Source organism: Pleurocapsa sp. CCALA 161 (assembly GCF_003003995.1).
Classification (GTDB): Bacteria; Cyanobacteriota; Cyanobacteriia; order Cyanobacteriales; family Xenococcaceae; genus Waterburya.
The window spans coordinates 1-20,829 of the sequence record NZ_PVWF01000062.1 but is presented as its reverse complement, the minus strand read 5'-3'; the positions used below and the strand labels follow the sequence as shown (position 1 = coordinate 20,829).

Genomic DNA, 20,829 nt, shown 5'->3' with positions numbered 1-20,829 from the left:
AAACTAACAACTAACAACTAACAACTAACAACTAACAACTAATTCATCCCAATATCTTTATGAATAATCAAAATCATGCAGTAACTATTGAACCCTGGGACAAATATAACCAGGAATTACTAGCAAATGTGCATCCGACTAACTGGGAAAATCCAACTCCCGCCAAGGAGTATGATTTAGTAGTTATTGGTGCAGGGACAGCAGGACTGGTTACGGCTAAAGGTGCAGCAGGTTTGGGAATTGGGCTAAAGGTGGGGCTGATTGAAAAAAGTTTGCTGGGGGGAGATTGTTTAAATGTGGGCTGTATTCCTTCTAAATGTATAATTCGTTCTTCCCGTGTAGTAGCAGAGATGAAAGAGGCGCTACCTTACGGAATTGAACCTCCAGAACATATTGGGATCGACTTTCCTGCGGTAATGGCAAGAATGCGTCAGGTAAGAACTAAAATTAGTCCTGTAGATTCGGCAATGGCTGCGCAAAAAGCTGGAGTTGACGTGTTTTTTGGCGAGGCTAGATTTAAGAGTAAGGATACTATTACCGTTGGCGGTCAAGATCTCAAGTTTAAGAAGGCGGTTATTGCCTCTGGTGCGCGTGCTGTTAAACCGAAGATTACTGGGATCGAAGAAACTGGTTATTTGACAAATGAAAGCGTTTTCTCTTTGACCAGTTTACCCAAGAAACTAGCCGTAATTGGTGGGGGGCCGATTGGTTGCGAATTAGCCCAGGCTTTTCAGCGTTTGGGGAGCGAAGTAACTTTGTTTCACAAGGGTTTTCATGTACTAGAAAAAGAAGATGCCGAGGCAGCAGAAATAGTTCAGCAGGGGTTAATTAAAGATGGGATTCATTTGGTTTTAAACTGCCAGTTAGAAAGCGTCTCTCAAAGCCCTGAAGGCAAGGTAATTAATTTTATTAGCGATCGCGCTTCAGAATCTTCAGAATCTATTGTCGTTGAAGAGATCCTGGTGGGTGCAGGTAGACAACCCAATGTAGACCTTAATCTAGAAGCTGTCGGGGTTGAATATGATCCTCAAAAAGGGGTTAAGGTTAACGATTATCTGCAAACCACCAACTCAAAAATTTATGGTGCAGGAGATATCTGCATGAACTGGAAATTTACCCATGCAGCAGATGCAGCAGCCAGAATTGTCATTAAAAATACTTTATTTTCCCCCTTTGGGTTGGGTAGATCAAAACTTAGCGATTTAGTTATGCCTTGGGTAACATATACCGATCCTGAAATTGCCCATGTTGGCATGTATCAAGATGAAGCACAAGCAAAAGGCATCGACTGCAAGACGATTAGAATCGATTTTGCTGATGTCGATCGCGCCTTAGCAGACGGCGAGACAGGCTTACTCAAAATTCTCCACAAGCAAGGATCAGACGAAATTTTGGGGGCGACGATTGTGGCGCGCCATGCTGGCGAAATGATTAGCGAAGTCACCACGGCGATGATTGGTGGGATGGGTTTAAGTAAGCTTTCTACCGTCATTCATCCCTACCCCACTCAGGCAGCGGCTATTAAACAGGCTGCTGACGCTTATCGTCGAACTTTATTAACCGAGAAAACCAAAAAACTACTGGGCTTTTTAGCCAAATTGTCATGATTTCTACTCTTTGAGCAAATCAACTAATCAACTAAATAAACTCAATAACCATCGCTAATAGCTACGAATTGTTGAACTTTTGATAATTTAAAAGATAAAAGTATAAGATTAACTACTTACTAATTGTTGAATACAGGCTAATAGTTAGATGAGCATAAATATAGGTCGCGCCCTAAGCTCAACCGATGCGGTTGGAATTGTTTTTCAGCTTGCTGATGGAACTATTCAAAGTTGTAATACAAATGCGGAAATAATTCTGGACTGTACTGCTGAACAGTTAATTGGGGCTTCAACCTTTAATCATCCCTGGCAAACCATTCATGAAGATGGTTCTGTTTTTCCTCCAGAAGACCATCCAGCAATTGTCTCTATGAGAACGGGTCAGCCCTGTACAAATGTAGTTATGGGTTATTACCGAGCTAACGGAGAACTGGTTTGGTTATCGATTGATTCTCAGCCCCTGTTTAAAGCCAGCAATACCGAAATTTATGGAGTAGAAGTAAGCTTTAGAGACATTACCCAGCAGATACAGGTATTTACCCCTGAAGGTAACAGCTCAATTACATTACCTCAAACCATCGCTCAACAAGAACTGACAGTAATGCTGGTGGAAGATTCGCCTGAAGACCGAGAACTGTATCGGCGATATCTGCAAAGCGATCGCGATTATCAATATACGTTTGTCGAAGCAGACTTGGGAGATGAAGCTCTAGCAATATATCAACAGCATCAGCCAGATGTTGTGTTGTTAGATTATTTATTGCCCGATATGGATGGGTTAGACTGGCTAACTCAATGGCAACAGAAGACCAAAGAAGATCGCCCTCCCGTAATCATGCTGACTGGACAGGGAAATGAAACTATCGCAATTGAGTCGATTAAATTAGGGGCAACGGATTATTTAATCAAGGGGCAACTCACTCCAGAAAAGCTCAGGCTAGAAGTCAAACGGGCGATCGCCCAACATCGGCTACATTTAGAATATCAAACTGCCTTAATCGATCTTCAGCGCAACCAGCAGTTTATCCAACAGATTACCAATGCAGTCCCTGGGGTGATTTATATCTATGATGCGATCGCTGGGGAGAATATTTATACAAATTCCCAAAGTTATACTTTGCTCGGCTATACTCTACAGCAAAAAGCGGAGATAGGTAAAGACTTTGCTGCTCGGATAATGCATCCTGACGATTTAGCTCGCCTTCCCCAGCATATTGAAAGACTCAAAAGAGCCAAATGGAATGAGGTCTTTAGTTTTGAATATCGAATGCGCCATCAAAACGGTGAATGGCGTTGGTTTTATAGCCAAGATCGAGTTCACAAACGTAATCAAGATGGTTCGGTACTACAGATTTTGGGCGTTGCTCAAGATATTAGCGAACAGCAAGCTGCCCTACAAGAACGCCAGCAAATCGAGAGCGAGCTAAGTAATCAAGAAGAACGTTTGAATTTGGCTACAAATGCTGCTGGTTTGGGAATGTGGTTTTGGGACTTAACTAAGGATCATTTAGAGTGGACAGATCGGTGTAAAAGCTTATTTGGCTTGAAACCTGAGGTTGAGATGACCTATGAACTATTTCTGAATACGCTCCATCCTGATGATCGCGATCGCACCAACAAAGCAGTACAACAGGCATTAGCATCAAAAACAGAATATAACGTTAAATATCGTACCGTTTGGTCTGATGGTAGCGTTAACTGGATAGCAGCCAAAGGTCGAGGTTTTTATAACTCAGAAGGTGAACCAATTCGGATGATGGGTGTTGCTCAAGATATCAACGAACAAGAGCAAAACAAACAGGCTTTAGAAGCCAGAGAATCCCAACTCAAGCTAATTACCGAAGTAATTCCCCAACAAGTCTGGACGGCATTGCCTGGGGGTGAAATAGATTACGTTAATCAACGCTGGCAAGATTACACAGGAGCTACTTTGGAACAGGTGCAAAATCGCGGTTGGGAGACGGTGGTGCATCCTGAGGATCTTGAGCAAGTCAATCAAGCTTGGGATCAAGCTTTAGAGACAGGAAAAGATTATAACGTTAAGGCTCGTTTACGCAGGGCAAATGGCAAGTATCACTGGTTTTTAGCTAGAGCCAAGCCGTTACGCAACAAACAAGGGAAAATTATTCAGTGGTATGGTACAAATACCAATATCAGCAGAATCAAACAGTTAGAAGAAAGACTAAAGCGACAAACAGAGGATTTAACCCAAGCTAATCAACTCAAAGATGAGTTTCTGGCGATCGTCTCCCACGAACTACGTACCCCCCTCAATCCCATCTTAGGCTGGTCACAATTGCTGATGGCTGGGCGACTTAAACCAGAGAAGACGGCAGAGGGAATAGCTATCATCGAACGCAATGCCAAACTACAGGTACAACTGATTGAAGACTTGCTCGATGTGTCGAGTATTCTGCGGGGCAAACTAAACCTGAAGGCAACTCCACTCAATTTAGAATTGGTGATTAGAGCGGCATTAACAACGGTTCAATTAGCAGCAGAAGCCAAATCAATTCAAATTGAAACAAGCTTTGCACCCAATATCGGACAAGTTTCAGGGGATGCAGGACGTTTACAGCAGGTAATCTGGAATTTAGTTGCTAATGGGATTAAGTTTACCCCAGACGGCGGAAAAGTGACAGTTACCCTAGAGCGCGCTGGCAATCGAGCCTTGATTCAAGTAAAAGATACGGGTATTGGTATTGACCCTGAATTTTTACCATATGTATTCGAGCGTTTTCGCCAGGCAGAAAGCAGCAGCACTCGCAAATTTGGCGGTTTAGGTTTAGGTTTGGCAATTGTCCGCCACTTAAGTGAACTACACGGTGGAACGGTATCAGTAGTTAGCGCAGGAATAGGACAAGGTGCTACTTTTACTGTTAAATTACCCCTGGTCGATACACCAATCATAAAATCAGCAGATCTAGGCATTAATCTAAAAGAAGCAAATCCCCTCAACGGTATCCAGGTTTTAGTCGTGGACGATCAAGTAGACTCCCTCAACTTATTAGCTTTTGTTTTAGAACAAGAGGGGGCAAACGTAACAGCGGTGTCCTCTGCCGATGCAGCGATCGCATCTTTTCATCAATCAACTCCAGATCTGCTGATTAGCGATATTGGAATGCCTAATATCAATGGCTACAGCCTAATCGCCCACATCCGTGAACTGACTTCAGGAAAAGATCTCCCAGCGATCGCCTTAACCGCTTATGCCAGCGAAGGAGATCGACAGCGAGCGCTCGAATGTGGATTTACCGAACACATTGCCAAACCAATTAATATTGCTGATTTAATCACTACCATTGTGCAAATAATTTAGTTATTTGATTAAAACAGCGATCGCCTTGAGGTCTTAAACTAATTAAGCAACTGCGTCTAACTTTTGAGTAGTAGTCTGTTTAAATTCTTGTTCTAATGCTAGAAATTCTGCTAGTTGTGCTTCAATCTCATCGCGGACAATTTGACGATATTCTAAGAAGTGTTCATTGTGGGCGCACATAGTCAGATAATGTTCCCAAACACCAGGGTTGTGGCGGATAATGCTAAATAAATGATGCCAAAATTTCCAGCGAGTATCTCGTTTAAATCCTTGTCGCCAGACGACAATTGCCAAAGCTTTTAGATCTACCCAAGTGGGCATACTGGCAGGTGCTTTATGTTTAGGTGTACCTAGTTTGAGAAAGCAGCGATAGACGCGATCTAGGTATCGTTTAGGTTCATATAATGTCCAGAAAGTCTCGATGTATTCTTGGGCAATATCTTCAATAGGACGAGTCGGCACAAAATTCATCAGGGTAGTTTGATTGATGTCTTTTCTCGTGTTGTCCCGCAGGCGATTTTCTTTTTCTAACCGTTCCCAAAGAGCAGTTAAGGGTAAGGCTTGGAGCATCCCAAACATAGCGGTAGGAATTGCTGCGTCTTCGACAAAGTCAATAATTCTGTTGCCAGCACCTTTTTTCTCGTGATCAAAACCAATGATAAACCCTGCCATGGGTCGTAATCCCGCCCGAATCATTTTATCCACCGTATCGGCGAGAGAGCTACGGGTATTTTGAAACTTTTTCGTCAGCTGGAGACTAGATTCATCGGGGGTTTCAATCCCCAAAAAGACCGCATTGAAGTTACACTGCACCATCAACTCCATCAATTCTTCATCCGCAGCCAAATCAACGGAGGCTTCGGTATTAAAGTCAAAGGGATATTGATGGGTTTCTTGCCAAGTCTTCAATTCCTGGAGTAGTAGCTTAACATTACGCTTATTACCAATAAAGTTATCATCCACCATGAAGACGGAACGTCGCCAGCCTAATTCATAAAGACAATCTAATTCTTTGAGCAGCTGGGCAGGTTCTTTAGTGCGCGGTTTACGACCATATAATACGATAATGTCGCAGAATTCACACTGGAACGGGCAGCCACGAGAAAACTGCACTGACATCGAATCATAAGCATCAAGCTCTAACAGATCATAACGAGGTATGGGAGTGATGGTCACATCAGGCTTTTCCGTAGCGCGGAACGTACCGCTAGTTGCTCCATTGCTTATTGCTTCGACGAATAGAGGTAAAGTAATTTCTCCCTCATCCAGAATTAGAAAATCTGCCCCCGCAGCCTTGGGTTCATTAGGTAAGGATGTAGAATATGGGCCGCCCACGGCAACTAATTTATTGCGTCTTTTAGCTTCAGCAATTTGCTCCAACATGTCTTGCTTTTGGACGATCATGGCAGAGAAAATGACCACTTCAGCCCACTCCCATTCCCCTTCCGTCACGTCACGAATATTGCGATCGACGAGCTTAAATTGCCAATCTTGAGGCAGAATAGCAGCCACAGTAATCATTCCCAAAGGGGGTAATAATACTTTGCGATCTACTAGTTCGAGAATTTTGTCATAAGACCAAAAGGTTTGGGGAAAAACGGGATAAATTAATAAGGCACGCATCTTAAACTAATCCTCACACTTGGAATAATACATTTTGGCGACTATTGGAGACTACATTGTATCTGAAGGAAATGTAATCCGTGGTTTTTAGCTATTTATTGCGCGCTTTAGCAAGATGTCAGCGATAGGTTTAACCGCCTTAATATTAAAAACATTTTTTAAAATGCTTTTTCAGTAAGATATATCAAGTCAACAAGTGTACTTTCTCCCATTGCTGGAGTATGAACGAGCATTAATATGACCAGGGTTTAGACTCCCATCATCACGATTATGATTCCCAGCAGCATTCAGTTATTTTCTTTGTTTAGATTTTCTTGACGAATTAGCTCTAAATTAAATTCTTTTCTGGGTATTTTTGGCGATCGCCAAGCTCAAATTTACCTGCCATCACCATCAAAAGGTTTATATCCACACTTGATGATTGCGGTCAAAGCCAGAGGATTACCCTGTATTTATGCACCTTTAAAAGAAGGCGATCGCGGTTGGGGCGGTGGTTTAGGATTATCAAAAAACCTTTCGGGAATTGAACTTGATGCAGCTTATGAATATCTCAATAAGGCTCAATTAAGAAATTCTTGGTCGCGATGCCTTCGGCTAGGCGGAGCCTAATCGCTATGCAGTTAGATATCCCGACCTAAAACTGGTGAGCAGATAATTACAAGCAAGGTGACTACTGAAGTAGGAGAAGCTGCCAAGACTGAAATTAAGAGTATTAGTTTTGATGATGAAGAAGAGACCGCTCCCCTAGAAGAACTACAAAGAGCTTATCCTGGTGCAGATATTTACGTGAATGGAGAATTGGCGGTTGATTTCCCTGAAGATGTGAAGATTCCCCTCCAACCGAAGCAGATGGTAACGGCTCAGTTAGTGGGGAGTAGAGTAAAGTTTGATTATTGTAGTTTGGATGATGCGATCGCGCTAATGATCGAACAGTATGCAGTAGGGAGTGTGGAGGTTAAGATTTTGCGGTCATGAATATTCAGTCTCAAAGCATTTAAGATGGTCTATTATAAGTTTGATCGACAAGTTCGCAACACTTGCATAGCGAGAATAGGAGTTTCAAATATGGCTTTAGATCAACTCGAGGCATTTTTAAAGAAAATGCAGTCTGAACCTGCACTTAAAAATGAGGTGCTTGCTTCATCAACAGCAGATGAAGTTGCACAAATAGCACTCTTGCTTGGTTTTGAATTTTCAGGTGATGAATTATTGAGAATGTCAGGTAAGAAAGTTGGCAGGGTTACTGTTAAAAAAAAGGATCTTCCTGGAGAGTATTGGGGGAATTGAGCGATTAGGCTTCCCTAAAGGATTCCCTAAAGGGTATATCCGTAGGTGTATCCGTGATAGACACCTTCGGATAAGCTCCTTACGTCGCGTCCGTCACGCCTAGCCTTCGGATAATCGCCCTATCCGAACTCAGATCGCACCCAAAACCCACCCAATAGACTATGACAGTTAACAGAAGACCAATCTTGGTGAACTGTGATGATGAAGCGAATCAAAAACCTGTCTGTTTATACGGTCGCGTTTTGGGTAAGAATACTCTCACTCATCTGACTATCAAACAAAAAATGCAGAAGCAGCAGGAGCAAGTTAACTCACTACAAACTCAGTTAGATAAAGTTGATGAGGAACTGGAGCAATTGACTTCTGTTTATTCTCCTTATCGGGGCAAGGTTAGGCGGGTGAAGATACTGGGACAGAACGAGCGAGCGATTACTGCCGAGGTTACATTGGATATTAGAGGTGGTCAGTAAGGCGATTAGTCCGAAGGGCTACGCCGAAGCGATCGCATTTTCTCGATAAATTGTTGATGTCGAGACTTTCGCGGGATAAGTCACAAACGAGAAACATAGCAGTTGTTGATATTTGTACGCCTTTTAGCGGAGGTCAATCGTCAATAAGACTAATAAGATTGCAAATATAATAAAATCAATTTTTTCAATGTCTTTAGTAACCGAACGACAGACTAAGCGTATTTTAGTCGTAGATGACGTAGCAGATAATGTATTTTTAGCGCAGTTTATTTTAGAAACCCAAGGGTATCAAGTAAATACTGCCGAAAGTGGAGAAACTGCTTTAGCTTTGATACAAACAGAAGCAGTCAAACCAGACCTGATTATTCTGGACTTAATGATGTCTGGGATAAATGGCTATGAGGTAATCGATCGCTTGCGTAACCATCAAAATCTACCTTATATTCCTGTTCTCTTGATGACTGCTAATCAAGACGTTAGTTGCCAACAGGCTAAAGAAGCTGGTGCAGAAAGATTACTTTATAAACCTTTTGATCTAGAACAATTTTTGACCACTGTTGAGCTATTCGATATTTGATTTGAGAGAGTTCTTATTTGGCTCTAGCTAATTTGGATTTACATAGTACATAGGGTAAAGATCGTCATGAGAATGATTTTTTTGTGCTGTGTGAGTTGATAATTCAACTCGACAGCAAATTTTCTATTGGAAAAAATCTATCCTAAGAATGATAAAAGTATTGGACATAGACCGTAGGATATAATACTTAAGACATAGAAGAGTATTCATAAAAAGCCCAAAATCAATCAAATCTAACAACACTGAGGGCAACATTTAATTTCAGTATTTAATTTCAGTAAAAGTATAGCCCTTGAATGAAGCCAAATCTAAATCGCACTTTCAACTCAACAGCAGTCGGGGTGATATTTCACCTAGCCGATGGAACTATTCAAAGTTGCAACGTCGAAGTAGAAAACATTTTAGGCTATACAGCCGAGCAATTGATTGGGGCTACTTGCTTTGAACCACCCTGGCAGACGATTCATGAAGACGGCTCTTCTTTTCCTCCTGAAAATCATCCTGCGATCGCATCAATCAGAACGGGGCAACCTTGTTCTGATGTAATTATGGGGTTTTATAAGCCCAATGGAGATTTAGTTTGGTTATCAATAGATACACTGCCTCTAATTAAAGTCAACAGTAACGAGCTTTATGGAGTAGAGGTAAGTTTTGTTGATGTTACTCAAGATATCGGAGTCAAAAATACGTCTCAAACTATAGGTACAAAGCGATCGCCTCAAACTCTAACTAAAGAACAACTAGTAGACTTTATTCCAGGAATTATATATATTTATGATGCGATCGCCAACCGCAATGTTTATATTAATTCTCAGACTTACGATTCATTAGGCTATACCCCTCAAGAAATATCAGAGTTAGAGCCTAATTTTGTGACTCAGTTGATGCATTTCGATGACTTGGCTCGATTCCCCGCTCATATATCCAGACTGCACAGTTCTAAAGAAGATGAAATATGTAAGTTTGAATATAGAATGCGCCACAAAAACGGTGAATGGCGGTGGTTTTGTAGTCATGATCGAGTATACAGTCGTAACCCAGAGGGTTCGGTAGAGCAAATAGTCGGTATTGCCAGAGATATCACCAATCGCCAACAAACGGAAATAGCCCTACGAGAAAGTGAAACACGATTAACATTAGCGACAAATGCTTCAGGTATTGGGATGTGGTTTTGGGACTTGGGGAATAACACCTTGGAGTGGACAGAATCAGGTAGAGAAATATTTGGACTACCCCACAATACCGAACTGAGCTTTGACACCTGCTTCAACGTAATTCATCCTGAAGATCGCGATCTCGTCCAGTCAGCCATAGATTTGGCTTTGAATAATAAAACTGAATACAGTGTTGAATATCGGGTTGTGTGGGCAGATGCTACTGTTCGTTGGATCTTAGCCAAAGGTAGAGGCTTTTATAATCAGGATGGTGAAGCCGTGCGGATGATAGGTACGGTGCAGGATATTACTGCCCAAAAAGAATCAGAACAACATTTAAAAGAAAACGAAGAGTTATTAAGGTTAGCACTATTTAATGCCAAAGCAGGTACTTGGAACTGGGATCTTATCCGAGATGAGGTAGTATGGTCGCCTGAAAATTACAAACTGTACGGTATAGAACCGCAAATACAGCCTTTGCGCTATCAAGATTGGGAACATACTCTGTATCCTGACGACATAGACCAAACTAACTTAGAAATAGAAAAGGTACTATCAGGAGAAATTTCTGAATTTAGAACAGAATTTAGAATTATCCATCCTCACAAGGGAATCCGCTGGATACTAGGAATTGGTAATGTTACTAAAAATGAAAACGGTGAGCCAATTCGCCTAAGCGGAATTAATTTAGATATTAGCGATCGCCAAGAAAAAGCAGCAGCGTTACGCCATAGCGAACAACACCTAAGACGGGTCATCGATAGTCTTTATAGTTTGTTTTGTTGGCGTAATGACCCCTGACGGTGTATTAACCGAAGCCAATCGTACTGCTTTAGAAGCTGCTAATTTGCAAGAGGAAGATGTATTAGGTAAACCATTCCCCGAAGCCTATTGGTGGTCTTATTCCACCGAGATTCAAGCACAATTAGACGATGCCATTAAGCAAGCTGCTCAAGGAGAATACGTGCGTTATGACGTTACCGTGAGATTGAGTCCCGAAACATTTGTTTTGATTGACTTTAGTATTATTCCCTTGTTTGACGATCGAGGCAGAGTAGAATACCTAATTCCCTCTGGTATCGATATTACAGAGCGCAGGCAAGCAGAGGCAGCTCTAAGATCTAGCGAACAACAGTTGAGGAAAATTCTCGATGGTTTGCCCGTTTATGTCGGGTTGCTAACTCCCGATGGTAAGGTAATTACAATTAACCAAACTGCTTTGGAGGGAATCAATCTACAGTTAGAAGATGTCTTAGATCGACCTTTTGCCGAAACCCCTTGGTGGACTTTCTCGACAGAAGTTCAAGCACAGGTAAATGCTGGGATCAAACGAGCAGTAGCTGGGGAAATGGTCAGGTTTGATACTCTCGCAAGAGTTGCTGAGGACGACAGCCTGACTCTAGTTGAATTTAGCATTGTTCCCATCTTTGGTGAATCTGGACAGGTAGAATATCTCGTTCCTTCTGGAGTTGATATCGGCGATCGCGAAGCCAGCAAACAAGCTCTTCAACAAAGTCAGCAAGAACTTGAGCTAATTACCGAGGTGATTCCCCAGCAGATTTGGACGGCTACACCAGATGGTGAAATAGACTATCTTAACCAACGCTGGCAGGATTATACAGGAATTAGTTTAGAGCAAATCAAAGATAGTGGTTGGTCATCAATCGTCCATCCCGAAGATCTAGTGCGGGTCAGTGAAGCCTGGAGCAAGTCAATTCAGTCGGGAAAACAATACAATCTCGAAGCTCGTTTAGGCAATTTTAATGGAGTGTATCGCTGGTTTTTGACAAGAGCCAGACCTTTACACAACGAGTCAGGAGAAATTATTAAATGGTACGGTACAAATACCGACATCACCATAATCAAAGAATTAGAGTCAAAACTGCTCCAGCAAACAGAAGATTTGACTAATGCCAATCGGCTTAAAGATGAGTTTTTAGCCATTGTGTCTCATGAACTGCGTACTCCTCTCAATCCTATTTTAGGTTGGGCGCAGATGCTAGCTACTGGCAGACTAGATGCCGAGAAAACGGCAATGGGAATTGAAATTATCGGACGTAATGCCAAGTTACAGGTGCAGCTAATTGAAGATCTATTAGATGTATCGCGAATCTTGCGGGGTAAGCTAAACCTTAACCAAAATCCGCTTAATCTAGAATCAATCATGAGATCGGCACTAACAACCGTAAACTTAGCAGCAGAAGCAAAATCAATTCAAATCGAAACAATTTATGAATTAAATACACTTCAGGTTTTAGGAGATGCAGGTCGTTTACAGCAGGTAGTCTGGAATTTAGTATCCAATGCCATCAAATTTACTGCCGAAGGTGGGCGAATCACAATCAAACTAGAGCGTGTTGATTCTTATGCTCAAATTCAGGTCAAAGATACAGGGCAAGGAATTGATGCTGAATTTTTACCTTATGTCTTCGATCGCTTTCGTCAGGCAGAAAGTAGTAGCACGCGACAATACGGCGGATTAGGGTTGGGTCTGGCGATAGTGCGTCACTTAACCGAACTGCATGGAGGTACGGTAGGAGTATCGAGTCTAGGGTCAGGACAAGGAGCTACCTTTAGCGTTAAACTCCCCCTAATGAACACGCCAGCGACAGAACAAACAGAAATAAATAGCAATCTAATCCCTCGATTTGTACAGCCAAATCGCTTTAATGGTATCAAAGTTCTAGTAGTAGATGACGAACCAGACTCGCTGGATCTACTCACCTTAATTTTAGTACAAGAAGGTGCGGAAGTGACATCGGTAACATCGGCAGCAGAAGCCCTAGAAGCGTTTAATAGAGCCACTCCCGATTTGATTATTAGCGACATTGGAATGCCACAAACCGATGGCTACAGTTTAATAACCCAAATTAGAGCTTTGCCTCAAGGAAAAAACCTACCTGCGATCGCACTTACTGCTTATGCGGGGGAAATAGACCGACAACGTTCATTTAATGCTGGATATCAAAAGCACATTGCTAAACCAGTTGCTATTCCAGAATTAATAACTACTATAGGGCAATTAATTCAGTAAATAAATGTTAAGAATTGAAAAGGAATAACCTCACCAGCGTGAGGGATGCTGGGGAAAACACAGAAAAAACTTACGTTCATGCGATCGCTCTTTTCTACTTGAAACAAATGAACTAGTAATTAAATTTGCGCTATAAAGAGTAAGAAGAGAGAAATACTTACTTGTAATGAGCTTATTTAACCTGCAAGCACCTTTTGAACCAGGAGGAGATCAGCCAGAAGCGATCGCCCAATTAACCGAATCGCTACAGCAAGGAAACCGTTTTCAAACGCTATTAGGGGCGACAGGTACGGGTAAGACTTTTTCAGTAGCTAATCTGATTAACAACGTGCAGAAGCCAACTTTAGTCTTGGCGCACAATAAAACCTTGGCAGCGCAATTGTGTAATGAGTTGCGGTTGTTTTTCCCTGATAATGCGGTGGAGTATTTTGTCAGTTATTACGATTATTATCAGCCAGAGGCATATATTCCTGTTAGTGATACTTATATTGAAAAGACGGCTTCGATTAACGATGAAATTGATATGTTGCGTCATTCCGCAACGCGATCGCTTTTTGAACGCAGGGATGTAATTGTTGTAGCTTCGATTAGCTGTATCTATGGTTTGGGAATGCCCGCGGAGTATCTCAAGGCTGCCGTACCACTGAAGCTGGGTATGGAAATTAATCAGCGGGAATTATTGCGAGACTTAGTTACAGTTCAGTATTCTCGTAACGATATTGAACTTGAACGAGGGCGGTTTCGGGTCAAAGGAGATGTCTTGGAAATTGTTCCCGCCTATGAAGATCGCGTGATTCGGGTGGAGTTTTTTGGGGATGAGATCGAAGCCATCCGTTATGTCGATCCAGTTACAGGAGAAATTTTACAGAGTATGAACGGTGTGAGTATTTATCCCGCCCGACACTTTGTTACCCCACAAGAAAGACTAGAAGCAGCCTGTTTGAATATTCGGCAGGAATTGGAAGGGCGTTTAATTGAACTGGAAAGTGAGCAGAAGCTACTAGAAGCCCAACGATTAGAACAACGCTGCCGTTATGACTTAGAACTACTAGAGGAAGTTGGTTACTGTAACGGCGTGGAAAACTATTCTCGACATTTAGCAGGAAAAGAACCAGGCGCACCACCAGAATGTTTAGTTGATTATTTTCCTGATGATTGGTTACTCGTAATCGATGAGTCTCACGTTAGCGTACCCCAACTACGGGGGATGTATAATGGCGATCGCGCCAGGAAAAAAGTTTTAATTGAACATGGGTTTAGATTGCCTTCTGCTGCGGATAATCGCCCTTTAAAAGCCGATGAATTTTGGGAAAAGGTCAACCAATGCGTCTTTGTGTCTGCCACTCCTGCTAAGTGGGAGTTGGAACAGTCAGAAGATCGCATTGCCCAACAAGTTATTCGCCCCACAGGAGTAATCGATCCTGAAATCTTAGTTCGCCCCACCGAAGGGCAGGTAGATGATTTATATGGCGAAATCCATGAACGTATTGCTAAAGGGGAACGGGTGCTAGTCACCACCTTAACTAAGAAGATGTCGGAAGACTTGAGCGAATATTTTGCCGAACGAGATCTCAAGGTGCAGTATCTCCATTCGGAAATTAAATCGATTGAACGGATTGAAATCTTACAGTCTTTACGTCGGGGTGATGTGGATGTGCTGATTGGGGTTAACCTCTTGCGGGAAGGTTTAGACTTACCCGAAGTATCCTTAGTGGCTATTTTAGATGCTGATAAAGAAGGCTTTTTACGCTCAGAAAGTTCGATTATTCAAACCATTGGTAGGGCAGCAAGACACGTCGAAGGACAGGCAATTTTGTATGCTGACAATCTGACTAACAGCATGGCAAGGGCAATTGAAGAAACAGAAAGAAGACGTAATATCCAGATCGCTTACAACAAACGCCATAATATTACCCCCAAGCCGATTATTAAAAACGAAGAGAATTCAATCCTGGCTTATTTAGATATCTCTCGTCGTTTAAACTCCGAACAGCTAGAAGAAGTTTACGAAAAATCTTACGATCTGCCTCTAGAAAAAATTCCTGCTCTAATTGAACAGCTAGAAGCCAAAATGAAAGAAGCTGCCAAGAATTTAGAGTTTGAAGAAGCTGCTAAATATCGCGATCGCATTTTGAAATTACGGGATAAGTTGTTGGGAAGAAGCAATCAGAAAAATGTTTGAAGCGACTCTACTGTCTCGATTTTTTGAGGTTTTAATTAAGCGTTAGATTTGAATTAGTTTACTCATTACAGCAATTTATGTTGTAATTGGCATAAATACAGAATTAACGTTAGTTGAGATGCTGGTATACATTTTGCTATTCAATGCGGGAACTGACAATGAAGGGATTCATACAATTCAAATGGGCGATCGCAATACCATTTTGATGTTTAAAGACGAAGATGATGCCCTGCGTTACTCATTGTTGCTAGAAGCGCAAGATTTTCCCGAACCCAAGGTAGAAGCGATTGATTCTGATGAAGTAGAGCAGTTTTGTCGTCAAGCAGATTATGATTCCAAATTAGTTGAGTCAGGAGAACTAGAAATTCCGCCAGAAAAGAACGTTGAGGATTTAAGCTGGGAAGAAGAAACCAAGGATTCACCGACCCAAGTAGATTCAATAGCTAATGATGAGCTAGAGCGTATTCGTCGCCAATTAGAAGGATTGCTTTAATTGTAAAAAAGTTTAAGGACGAATGGTAGTTCGCCCATACCCAAAAAACATGGATAATTTGCAGTCGCGGGGACATTTGTTGACAGAACAAATTAATCCTCAGAGTCAGAATTTAGATCGTTTATCTAGTCTAGAAATTGTTGATTTATTTAATCGAGAAGATGTAAAAACGATCGAGGCGATCGCTAATGCCCGGGTTGCTTTGGCTAAGACTATTGACGCAACCGCAGCAGCTTTTAAACAGGGAGGTAGATTGTTTTATGTCGGTGCAGGAACAAGTGGCAGATTAGGTGTCTTGGATGCGGCTGAGTGTCCCCCCACCTTTTGTACTTCCCCCGAATTAGTTCAGGGGATTTTAGCTGGTGGTGCGCCTGCATTAATCAAAAGTTCTGAAGCTTTAGAAGATCGCCCTGAAGATGGCGCACAGGCAATTCGCGATCGCCAAGTAACTAACTTGGATGTGGTAATCGGCATTACCGCAGGAGGAACAACACCTTTTGTTCATGGTGCGTTACAAGAGGCTCAACTTCGAGGGGCAACAACCGTTGCCATAAGTTGTGTCAATGCCGAGGAAGTGACAATAGAGGCAGATATTGATATTCGGTTATTAGTTGGCGCGGAAATTTTGGCAGGCTCGACTAGACTGAAAGCGGGTACTGTGACCAAAATGGCGCTCAACATCATTTCTACGGGCGCTATGGTTCGATCTGGAAAGGTTTATGGCAATCGCATGGTTGATGTGGCTGTCACTAATGATAAGCTTCACGATCGCGCTTTACGAATTATTAGTGATCTCACCGATTTAGACCGCCTGGAAGCAAAAGAATTATTAATTAAGAGTCACAAGCAAGTCAAGCTGGCTTTACTGATGCACTGGACTGGTTTGGATGCCGAGGCAGGCAAAGCTCTATTGAATCAAAAACAGAGTGATTTGCGATCGCTAGTCGAGCGCCATTCATCAGATACCTAAATGTCCGTGAAGGCGTTTGTGATCATAAAATAAGGGAAACCACTGATTATTAACTATCAGCATCGGCTTAAATTCTGCTGCTAACGGTTAATGGTGGTTTAATTAATCAAAATATTAAAACAACGCATGTTAGACGGATCGGAATCTCTCGCTACCTTTATCCTTTTTGCTGCTGTTACAGTGATCCTGGGATGGGGCTATAACAGAGCCAAAACTTACGGCAGATTGGGAATTCTTGCTTGGCTGCAATCCATTGTGCTGATGAGTCCTTGGCTATTGTTCTTTGGCTTGTTTGCTTTGGGTATATATCTTAATTTGGTAAGTATATTATTTTTATTAATAATTTCAATTGCTATTTATATCTGGTTAGGTCAGCAATTGCGAGAGGCGGGACAAGATGCTCTGTTGCAGCAAAAAGCAGCCGAAAGAATCAAGCAAGCGACCATACAATCAGCATCAGTTGAGGAGTCAGCAGATACAGGAACGTCAAAACCAGAGATTTCGCCGATTCCCGCCGAAGATTTGGCAAAAATCAAGGAAATTTTTGGGATTGATACTTTTTTCTCCACTGAAACCATTCCCTATCAAGATGGTGCAATTTTTAAGGGTAACCTGCGAGGTGAACCAGATGTTGCTTATGACAAAATGAGCAATAAGCTGCAACAGGCTTTTGTCGATAAATACCGTTTATTTTTGGTAGAAAGCCCAGAAGAAAGACCTGTGGTGGTAATTTTGCCTAAGACTAACGATCCGCAAACTACGACCCTGGCACAAAAGAATTTGGCGCTCGTTTTGCTGCTGGGGACAATCTTGACTAGTTTAGAAGCAGCTAGCATTCTACAAGGTTTCGATCTGTTTGATAATTTTGGTCGCTACGCTGAAGCAATTCCTCTAAGCTTGGGGTTATGGTCGATTTTAATTGCCCATGAAATTGGTCACAAAGTGCTTGCCAATCGCTACAATATTCGCCTGAGTGTACCTTTTTTCCTACCCAATTGGCAGATCGGCTCATTTGGCGCAATTACTCGCTTTGAATCTTTGTTACCCGATCGCACAGCCCTATTTGATATTGCTTTTGCTGGTCCTGCTGTCGGGGGAGTCTTGTCTCTACTGCTGTTGATTTCTGGTTTGATTTTGTCCCATCCTGGCAGTACCTTTCAATTGCCCACAGAATTTTTTCGGGCTTCGATTTTGGTCGGCACTTTAGCCAAAGTGATCTTAGGTTCGGCTTTAGAAGGGGCAGTGGTGGATATTAATCCTTTAGTCATCATTGGCTGGCTGGGTTTGGTAATCACTGCTTTGAATCTCTTGCCAGCAGGGAAGTTAGATGGAGGAAGAATTGTTCATGCTATTTATGGACGTAAAACTGCTCGACGCAGCACTCTTGCAACTTTAATTATCTTGGGGATTATTTCTCTATTTAATCCTGCCAATCCTATTCCTTTATATTGGGCAGTCTTAATCTTGTTTTTACAGCGAGATCTAGAGCGTCCAGTCCAAAATGAATTAACTGAACCAGACGACAGTAGAGCAGCTTGGGGTTTATTAGCCTTGTTTTTGATGTTGGCAACTCTGATCCCTCTAAGCACCAGCCTGGCTGGTCGAATTGGCTTAGGTTCTTAGGAGTGAGATTGAGTAAACCATGCTAAAACAATAGCGGCGATCGCGCCAATTATAGTATTAATCAGATTTACGAGATCATTAGTCAACCAAGCAAAGCGAGGTTCTAGGGTTGCGCCGATTATACTTTCAATCGTGGTGGCAATAAAAGCAGCAACTACACACCAAAGAATGCCGATAGGACTAATCAAGCCAATCACCCAAGCAATTGTAGCTAGTACTATTGAAGCCAACGTTCCTGCTATTGTCCCTTCCAGGCTTACTGCTCCTTCTGTACCTCTAGGGACTGATTTTAAGTTAGTAATCAGATAAGTTGTCTTGCCGTAGGCTTTGCCTACTTCACTGGCGGTAGTATCGGCAAGCTTGGTGCAAAAACTGGCGACATAACCCAAGACAAACAATCCTTTAATTGGTGCTGGACAAAATAACGTGGCGATCGCACAAATAGATGCAGCCAATGCCGAACTCCAGACATTACCCGCTCCTCTCATGCCTGAACGTTCTTCTGCTATACCTTCGGCTTCTTTCTGTTCTATCCCTACAAAAGTCAAGCCCGAACCTAACAAAAAAAATAGCATCACGATTAAATAACCACGCCAGCCTAAAGTTCCCCAAACTAATATTCCGAGGATTGCGCCATTAAGATTACCTATCGGAGTCAACAGCTTCTTCGGGCTGATCAAAGCTACGATTAATAAAAGAGTATTCAAAACTAAAGCGATCGCAAAGCGTGAGCTATGCTCAATCGCCCAAGGATTAGACCAACCAAGAGTGTCAAACATTACTTAAACTTAGTGAAAGATGTTTTTTAAGCTTATCAACCGACGATACTTATTGACACTCCCCTGCCTGTCCTAAATGATTCCCTTCGGTCAAGGCGAGGGGATTCTTGATTCACCCCTGGATAGCTAGAGATAGAAGATCTATCTCCCCGCCAGTGCCAGATCCACAAGCAAACGCGGTCTGCCCGACCGCTAAAATATTTAATGCTGCGTTTTTATCTCTCAGATTACAAGAGTTGCAGCTAGGACAAACCCACTCTCTAACAGCTAGAGGTAACTTATCCAAGATGTGACCACAAGGATTGCAGCGTTTAGATGATGGAAACCATCTGTCTATTGCACCTAATTCCCGTTCATGCCATTTGCACTTGTATTGGAATTGGCGTAATGCTTCACCCCAACCACAATCTGCAATAGCTTTGGCTAACTTATGATTAGCCATCATATTCTTTACAGCCAACGTCTCAGTATAGATAGCTTGGTTTTCGCTTACTAACTGAGTTGTTAATTTGTGCAAGAAATCTTTTCTACAATCGGCTATTTTCGCGTGAAGACGAGCTACTTTAAGCCTTGCTTTGTATCTGTTGTTAGAACCTTTTTTCTTTTTAGCCAGTCTACGCTGTAGAGTTTTGAGCCTAGCCTGATATTTGTGGGTTAGCTTAGGGTTGCCTGAAGCGAACCCCGAACTTGTCACCATCACGTCTTTGACACCTAAATCGACACCGATTTTGCCGTTTGTTTTGTCCCATTGCTCTAATTCTTCTTCAACCAAGAACGAAACAAAGTATCTATTACTTGGATCTTTGGAGATAGTTACACTGCTTGGTTCGCCAGTAAAATATCTACTCCATCTTATTTTTAATGGTTGAGACATTTTAGCCAAGGTTAGCTTGCCATCAACCCATTTAAAGGCATTAGGCGCATAGTGGGCTGACTGTCGATTATTCTTTTTCTTGAATCTGGGATACTTATTTCTACCAGCAAAGAAATTAGTAAACGCCGTGTTCAAATGCCTTAATCCCTGCTGCAATGGCACTGCCGAAACTTTTTTGAGCCAAGGTTTTTCTGGGTCTTTTTTTAGTTTGGTTAAAGCATTAGATGTATCTGTATAGCTCATTGAAACATTATCCTGGTAGTAACTATTAGTCCTTAGTGCTAACGCCCAGTTATACACAAATCTAGTACATCCGAACGTCTGCGCTAGCTCTAGTCGCTGTGCCGAAGTTGGGTAAAATCTGTACTTAAATCCGCGTAATTGTTTCATGATATGATTTTACCATAAACTTGGCTTCGCTGTAAAACCTATTCTCTCCGTTGCTCAGTTCGCTATCATCCCCTCCTTAAAAGAGAGGGGTCTTCTCGCTCACACTCGATAATAAAAGATTGTTAATCTAGCTCACCGCAATTATGGCTCTTTCTAAACCTGAAGCAAAACAACTCTTAGAACGGATGATCTTTGATGACCAAGAACCCCGTGATTGGGTAGAAGACGTTTGGGGCCTCACGCCCATATTAGGAGATAGCGCAGCTAAACTATATGAAGCCTTTGAAGCCTTGATTGATTGTTGTCCTGAAGATAAACTGGATGCTTTGTTGCAGACTTATTTGCAAGAGCAGATGGATAGCTAATACCTTTTATAGAAAGGGTCGTAAAACCTCGTCCGCAGCGTAGCGGAGGGCGGGGATATAAGACCCCGCGAGGTACGAGCAT

The 20,829-nt window shown here is 42.2% G+C and carries 16 protein-coding genes and 1 pseudogene; 14 read left to right on the top strand and 3 right to left on the bottom strand.

The features are described from left to right. Window positions 1-59 precede the first annotated feature (59 nt). On the top strand, window positions 60-1,607 hold the full coding sequence (locus C7B62_RS15115; RefSeq protein WP_106238101.1) for a mercuric reductase: 1,548 nt from the start codon (window positions 60-62) through the stop codon (window positions 1,605-1,607). 148 nt (window positions 1,608-1,755) lie between these two features. After that, complete coding sequence (locus C7B62_RS15110; protein WP_106238096.1) at window positions 1,756-4,926, top strand: PAS domain-containing protein; 3,171 nt, start codon at window positions 1,756-1,758, stop codon at window positions 4,924-4,926. 42 nt (window positions 4,927-4,968) lie between these two features. Here the strand turns inward: C7B62_RS15110 and C7B62_RS15105 are convergent, their stop codons facing one another. After that, entirely contained in the window at window positions 4,969-6,549 is a 1,581-nt protein-coding gene (locus C7B62_RS15105) for a B12-binding domain-containing radical SAM protein (protein ID WP_106238092.1), read from the bottom strand. 420 nt (window positions 6,550-6,969) lie between these two features. Between C7B62_RS15105 and C7B62_RS15100 the strand changes: the two are divergent. The 11 genes and pseudogenes from C7B62_RS15100 to C7B62_RS15050 form a co-directional block, all read left to right on the top strand. Continuing rightward, window positions 6,970-7,104 (top strand): annotated as a pseudogene (locus C7B62_RS15100) (ABC transporter substrate-binding protein); the annotation flags it as partial. Window positions 7,105-7,215: 111 nt separating this feature from the next. Next, window positions 7,216-7,524, top strand: a complete 309-nt coding sequence (locus tag C7B62_RS15095) for a hypothetical protein (protein WP_106238089.1) — start codon at window positions 7,216-7,218, stop codon at window positions 7,522-7,524. Between the two features lie 90 nt (window positions 7,525-7,614). Then, on the top strand, window positions 7,615-7,836 hold the full coding sequence (locus C7B62_RS15090; RefSeq protein ID WP_106238137.1) for a Nif11-like leader peptide family natural product precursor: 222 nt from the start codon (window positions 7,615-7,617) through the stop codon (window positions 7,834-7,836). Between the two features lie 161 nt (window positions 7,837-7,997). Then, window positions 7,998-8,306 carry a hypothetical protein gene (locus tag C7B62_RS15085; RefSeq protein WP_106238085.1) on the top strand — a complete coding sequence of 103 codons (309 nt, stop codon included), beginning with the start codon at window positions 7,998-8,000 and terminating at the stop codon, window positions 8,304-8,306. Window positions 8,307-8,493: 187 nt separating this feature from the next. Further along, window positions 8,494-8,883 carry a response regulator gene (locus tag C7B62_RS15080; RefSeq protein ID WP_106238081.1) on the top strand — a complete coding sequence of 130 codons (390 nt, stop codon included), beginning with the start codon at window positions 8,494-8,496 and terminating at the stop codon, window positions 8,881-8,883. A gap of 296 nt (window positions 8,884-9,179) precedes the next feature. After that, entirely contained in the window at window positions 9,180-10,838 is a 1,659-nt protein-coding gene (locus C7B62_RS15075; protein ID WP_106238078.1) for a PAS domain-containing protein, read from the top strand. Continuing rightward, on the top strand, window positions 10,828-13,071 hold the full coding sequence (locus C7B62_RS15070; protein WP_106238074.1) for a PAS domain-containing protein: 2,244 nt from the start codon (window positions 10,828-10,830) through the stop codon (window positions 13,069-13,071). The genes C7B62_RS15075 and C7B62_RS15070 overlap by 11 nt, the downstream gene beginning before the upstream one ends. 166 nt (window positions 13,072-13,237) lie before the next feature. Then, window positions 13,238-15,253: an excinuclease ABC subunit UvrB gene (gene uvrB, locus C7B62_RS15065; RefSeq protein WP_106238070.1), complete on the top strand. Its 2,016-nt coding sequence runs from the start codon at window positions 13,238-13,240 to the stop codon at window positions 15,251-15,253. Between the two features lie 118 nt (window positions 15,254-15,371). Beyond that, window positions 15,372-15,746 (top strand): DUF3110 domain-containing protein, encoded by a 375-nt coding sequence (locus C7B62_RS15060; RefSeq protein ID WP_106238067.1) that lies wholly within the window; start codon window positions 15,372-15,374, stop codon window positions 15,744-15,746. Between the two features lie 49 nt (window positions 15,747-15,795). Beyond that, the gene (gene murQ, locus C7B62_RS15055; protein ID WP_106238063.1) at window positions 15,796-16,716 is read left to right on the top strand and encodes an N-acetylmuramic acid 6-phosphate etherase; all 921 of its coding nucleotides are present in this window, start codon (window positions 15,796-15,798) and stop codon (window positions 16,714-16,716) included. A 126-nt stretch (window positions 16,717-16,842) separates the two neighbouring features. Beyond that, complete coding sequence (locus C7B62_RS15050; protein ID WP_106238059.1) at window positions 16,843-18,339, top strand: site-2 protease family protein; 1,497 nt, start codon at window positions 16,843-16,845, stop codon at window positions 18,337-18,339. Here C7B62_RS15050 and C7B62_RS15045 read toward each other — a convergent pair. Together C7B62_RS15045 and C7B62_RS15040 are read right to left on the bottom strand one after the other, a co-directional pair. Beyond that, complete coding sequence (locus C7B62_RS15045; RefSeq protein ID WP_106238055.1) at window positions 18,336-19,118, bottom strand: TIGR00297 family protein; 783 nt, start codon at window positions 19,116-19,118, stop codon at window positions 18,336-18,338. The two genes, C7B62_RS15050 and C7B62_RS15045, sit on opposite strands and share 4 nt — an antisense overlap. Before the next feature lie 112 nt (window positions 19,119-19,230). Next, window positions 19,231-20,382: an RNA-guided endonuclease TnpB family protein gene (locus C7B62_RS15040; RefSeq protein WP_106238052.1), complete on the bottom strand. Its 1,152-nt coding sequence runs from the start codon at window positions 20,380-20,382 to the stop codon at window positions 19,231-19,233. A gap of 143 nt (window positions 20,383-20,525) precedes the next feature. Here C7B62_RS15040 and C7B62_RS15035 point away from each other — a divergent pair, with 143 nt between their 5' ends. After that, window positions 20,526-20,747, top strand: coding sequence for a hypothetical protein (locus C7B62_RS15035; protein ID WP_106238049.1), 222 nt, complete (start codon window positions 20,526-20,528; stop codon window positions 20,745-20,747). Window positions 20,748-20,829: the final 82 nt, after the last annotated feature.

Bases quoted from the DNA above. Each gene is read 5' to 3' on its own strand.
- C7B62_RS15080 (WP_106238081.1), top strand. From the start codon at position 8,494: ATGTCTTTAGTAACCGAACGACAGACTAAGCGTATTTTAGTCGTAGAT.
- C7B62_RS15115 (WP_106238101.1), top strand. From the start codon at position 60: ATGAATAATCAAAATCATGCAGTAACTATTGAACCCTGGGACAAATAT.
- C7B62_RS15040 (WP_106238052.1), bottom strand. From the start codon at position 20,382: ATGAAACAATTACGCGGATTTAAGTACAGATTTTACCCAACTTCGGCA.
- murQ (WP_106238063.1), top strand. From the start codon at position 15,796: ATGGATAATTTGCAGTCGCGGGGACATTTGTTGACAGAACAAATTAAT.
- C7B62_RS15090 (WP_106238137.1), top strand. From the start codon at position 7,615: ATGGCTTTAGATCAACTCGAGGCATTTTTAAAGAAAATGCAGTCTGAA.
- C7B62_RS15035 (WP_106238049.1), top strand. From the start codon at position 20,526: ATGGCTCTTTCTAAACCTGAAGCAAAACAACTCTTAGAACGGATGATC.
- C7B62_RS15085 (WP_106238085.1), top strand. From the start codon at position 7,998: ATGACAGTTAACAGAAGACCAATCTTGGTGAACTGTGATGATGAAGCG.
- C7B62_RS15060 (WP_106238067.1), top strand. From the start codon at position 15,372: ATGCTGGTATACATTTTGCTATTCAATGCGGGAACTGACAATGAAGGG.
- C7B62_RS15045 (WP_106238055.1), bottom strand. From the start codon at position 19,118: ATGTTTGACACTCTTGGTTGGTCTAATCCTTGGGCGATTGAGCATAGC.
- C7B62_RS15105 (WP_106238092.1), bottom strand. From the start codon at position 6,549: ATGCGTGCCTTATTAATTTATCCCGTTTTTCCCCAAACCTTTTGGTCT.
- C7B62_RS15050 (WP_106238059.1), top strand. From the start codon at position 16,843: ATGTTAGACGGATCGGAATCTCTCGCTACCTTTATCCTTTTTGCTGCT.
- C7B62_RS15110 (WP_106238096.1), top strand. From the start codon at position 1,756: ATGAGCATAAATATAGGTCGCGCCCTAAGCTCAACCGATGCGGTTGGA.
- C7B62_RS15070 (WP_106238074.1), top strand. From the start codon at position 10,828: ATGACCCCTGACGGTGTATTAACCGAAGCCAATCGTACTGCTTTAGAA.
- C7B62_RS15075 (WP_106238078.1), top strand. From the start codon at position 9,180: ATGAAGCCAAATCTAAATCGCACTTTCAACTCAACAGCAGTCGGGGTG.
- uvrB (WP_106238070.1), top strand. From the start codon at position 13,238: ATGAGCTTATTTAACCTGCAAGCACCTTTTGAACCAGGAGGAGATCAG.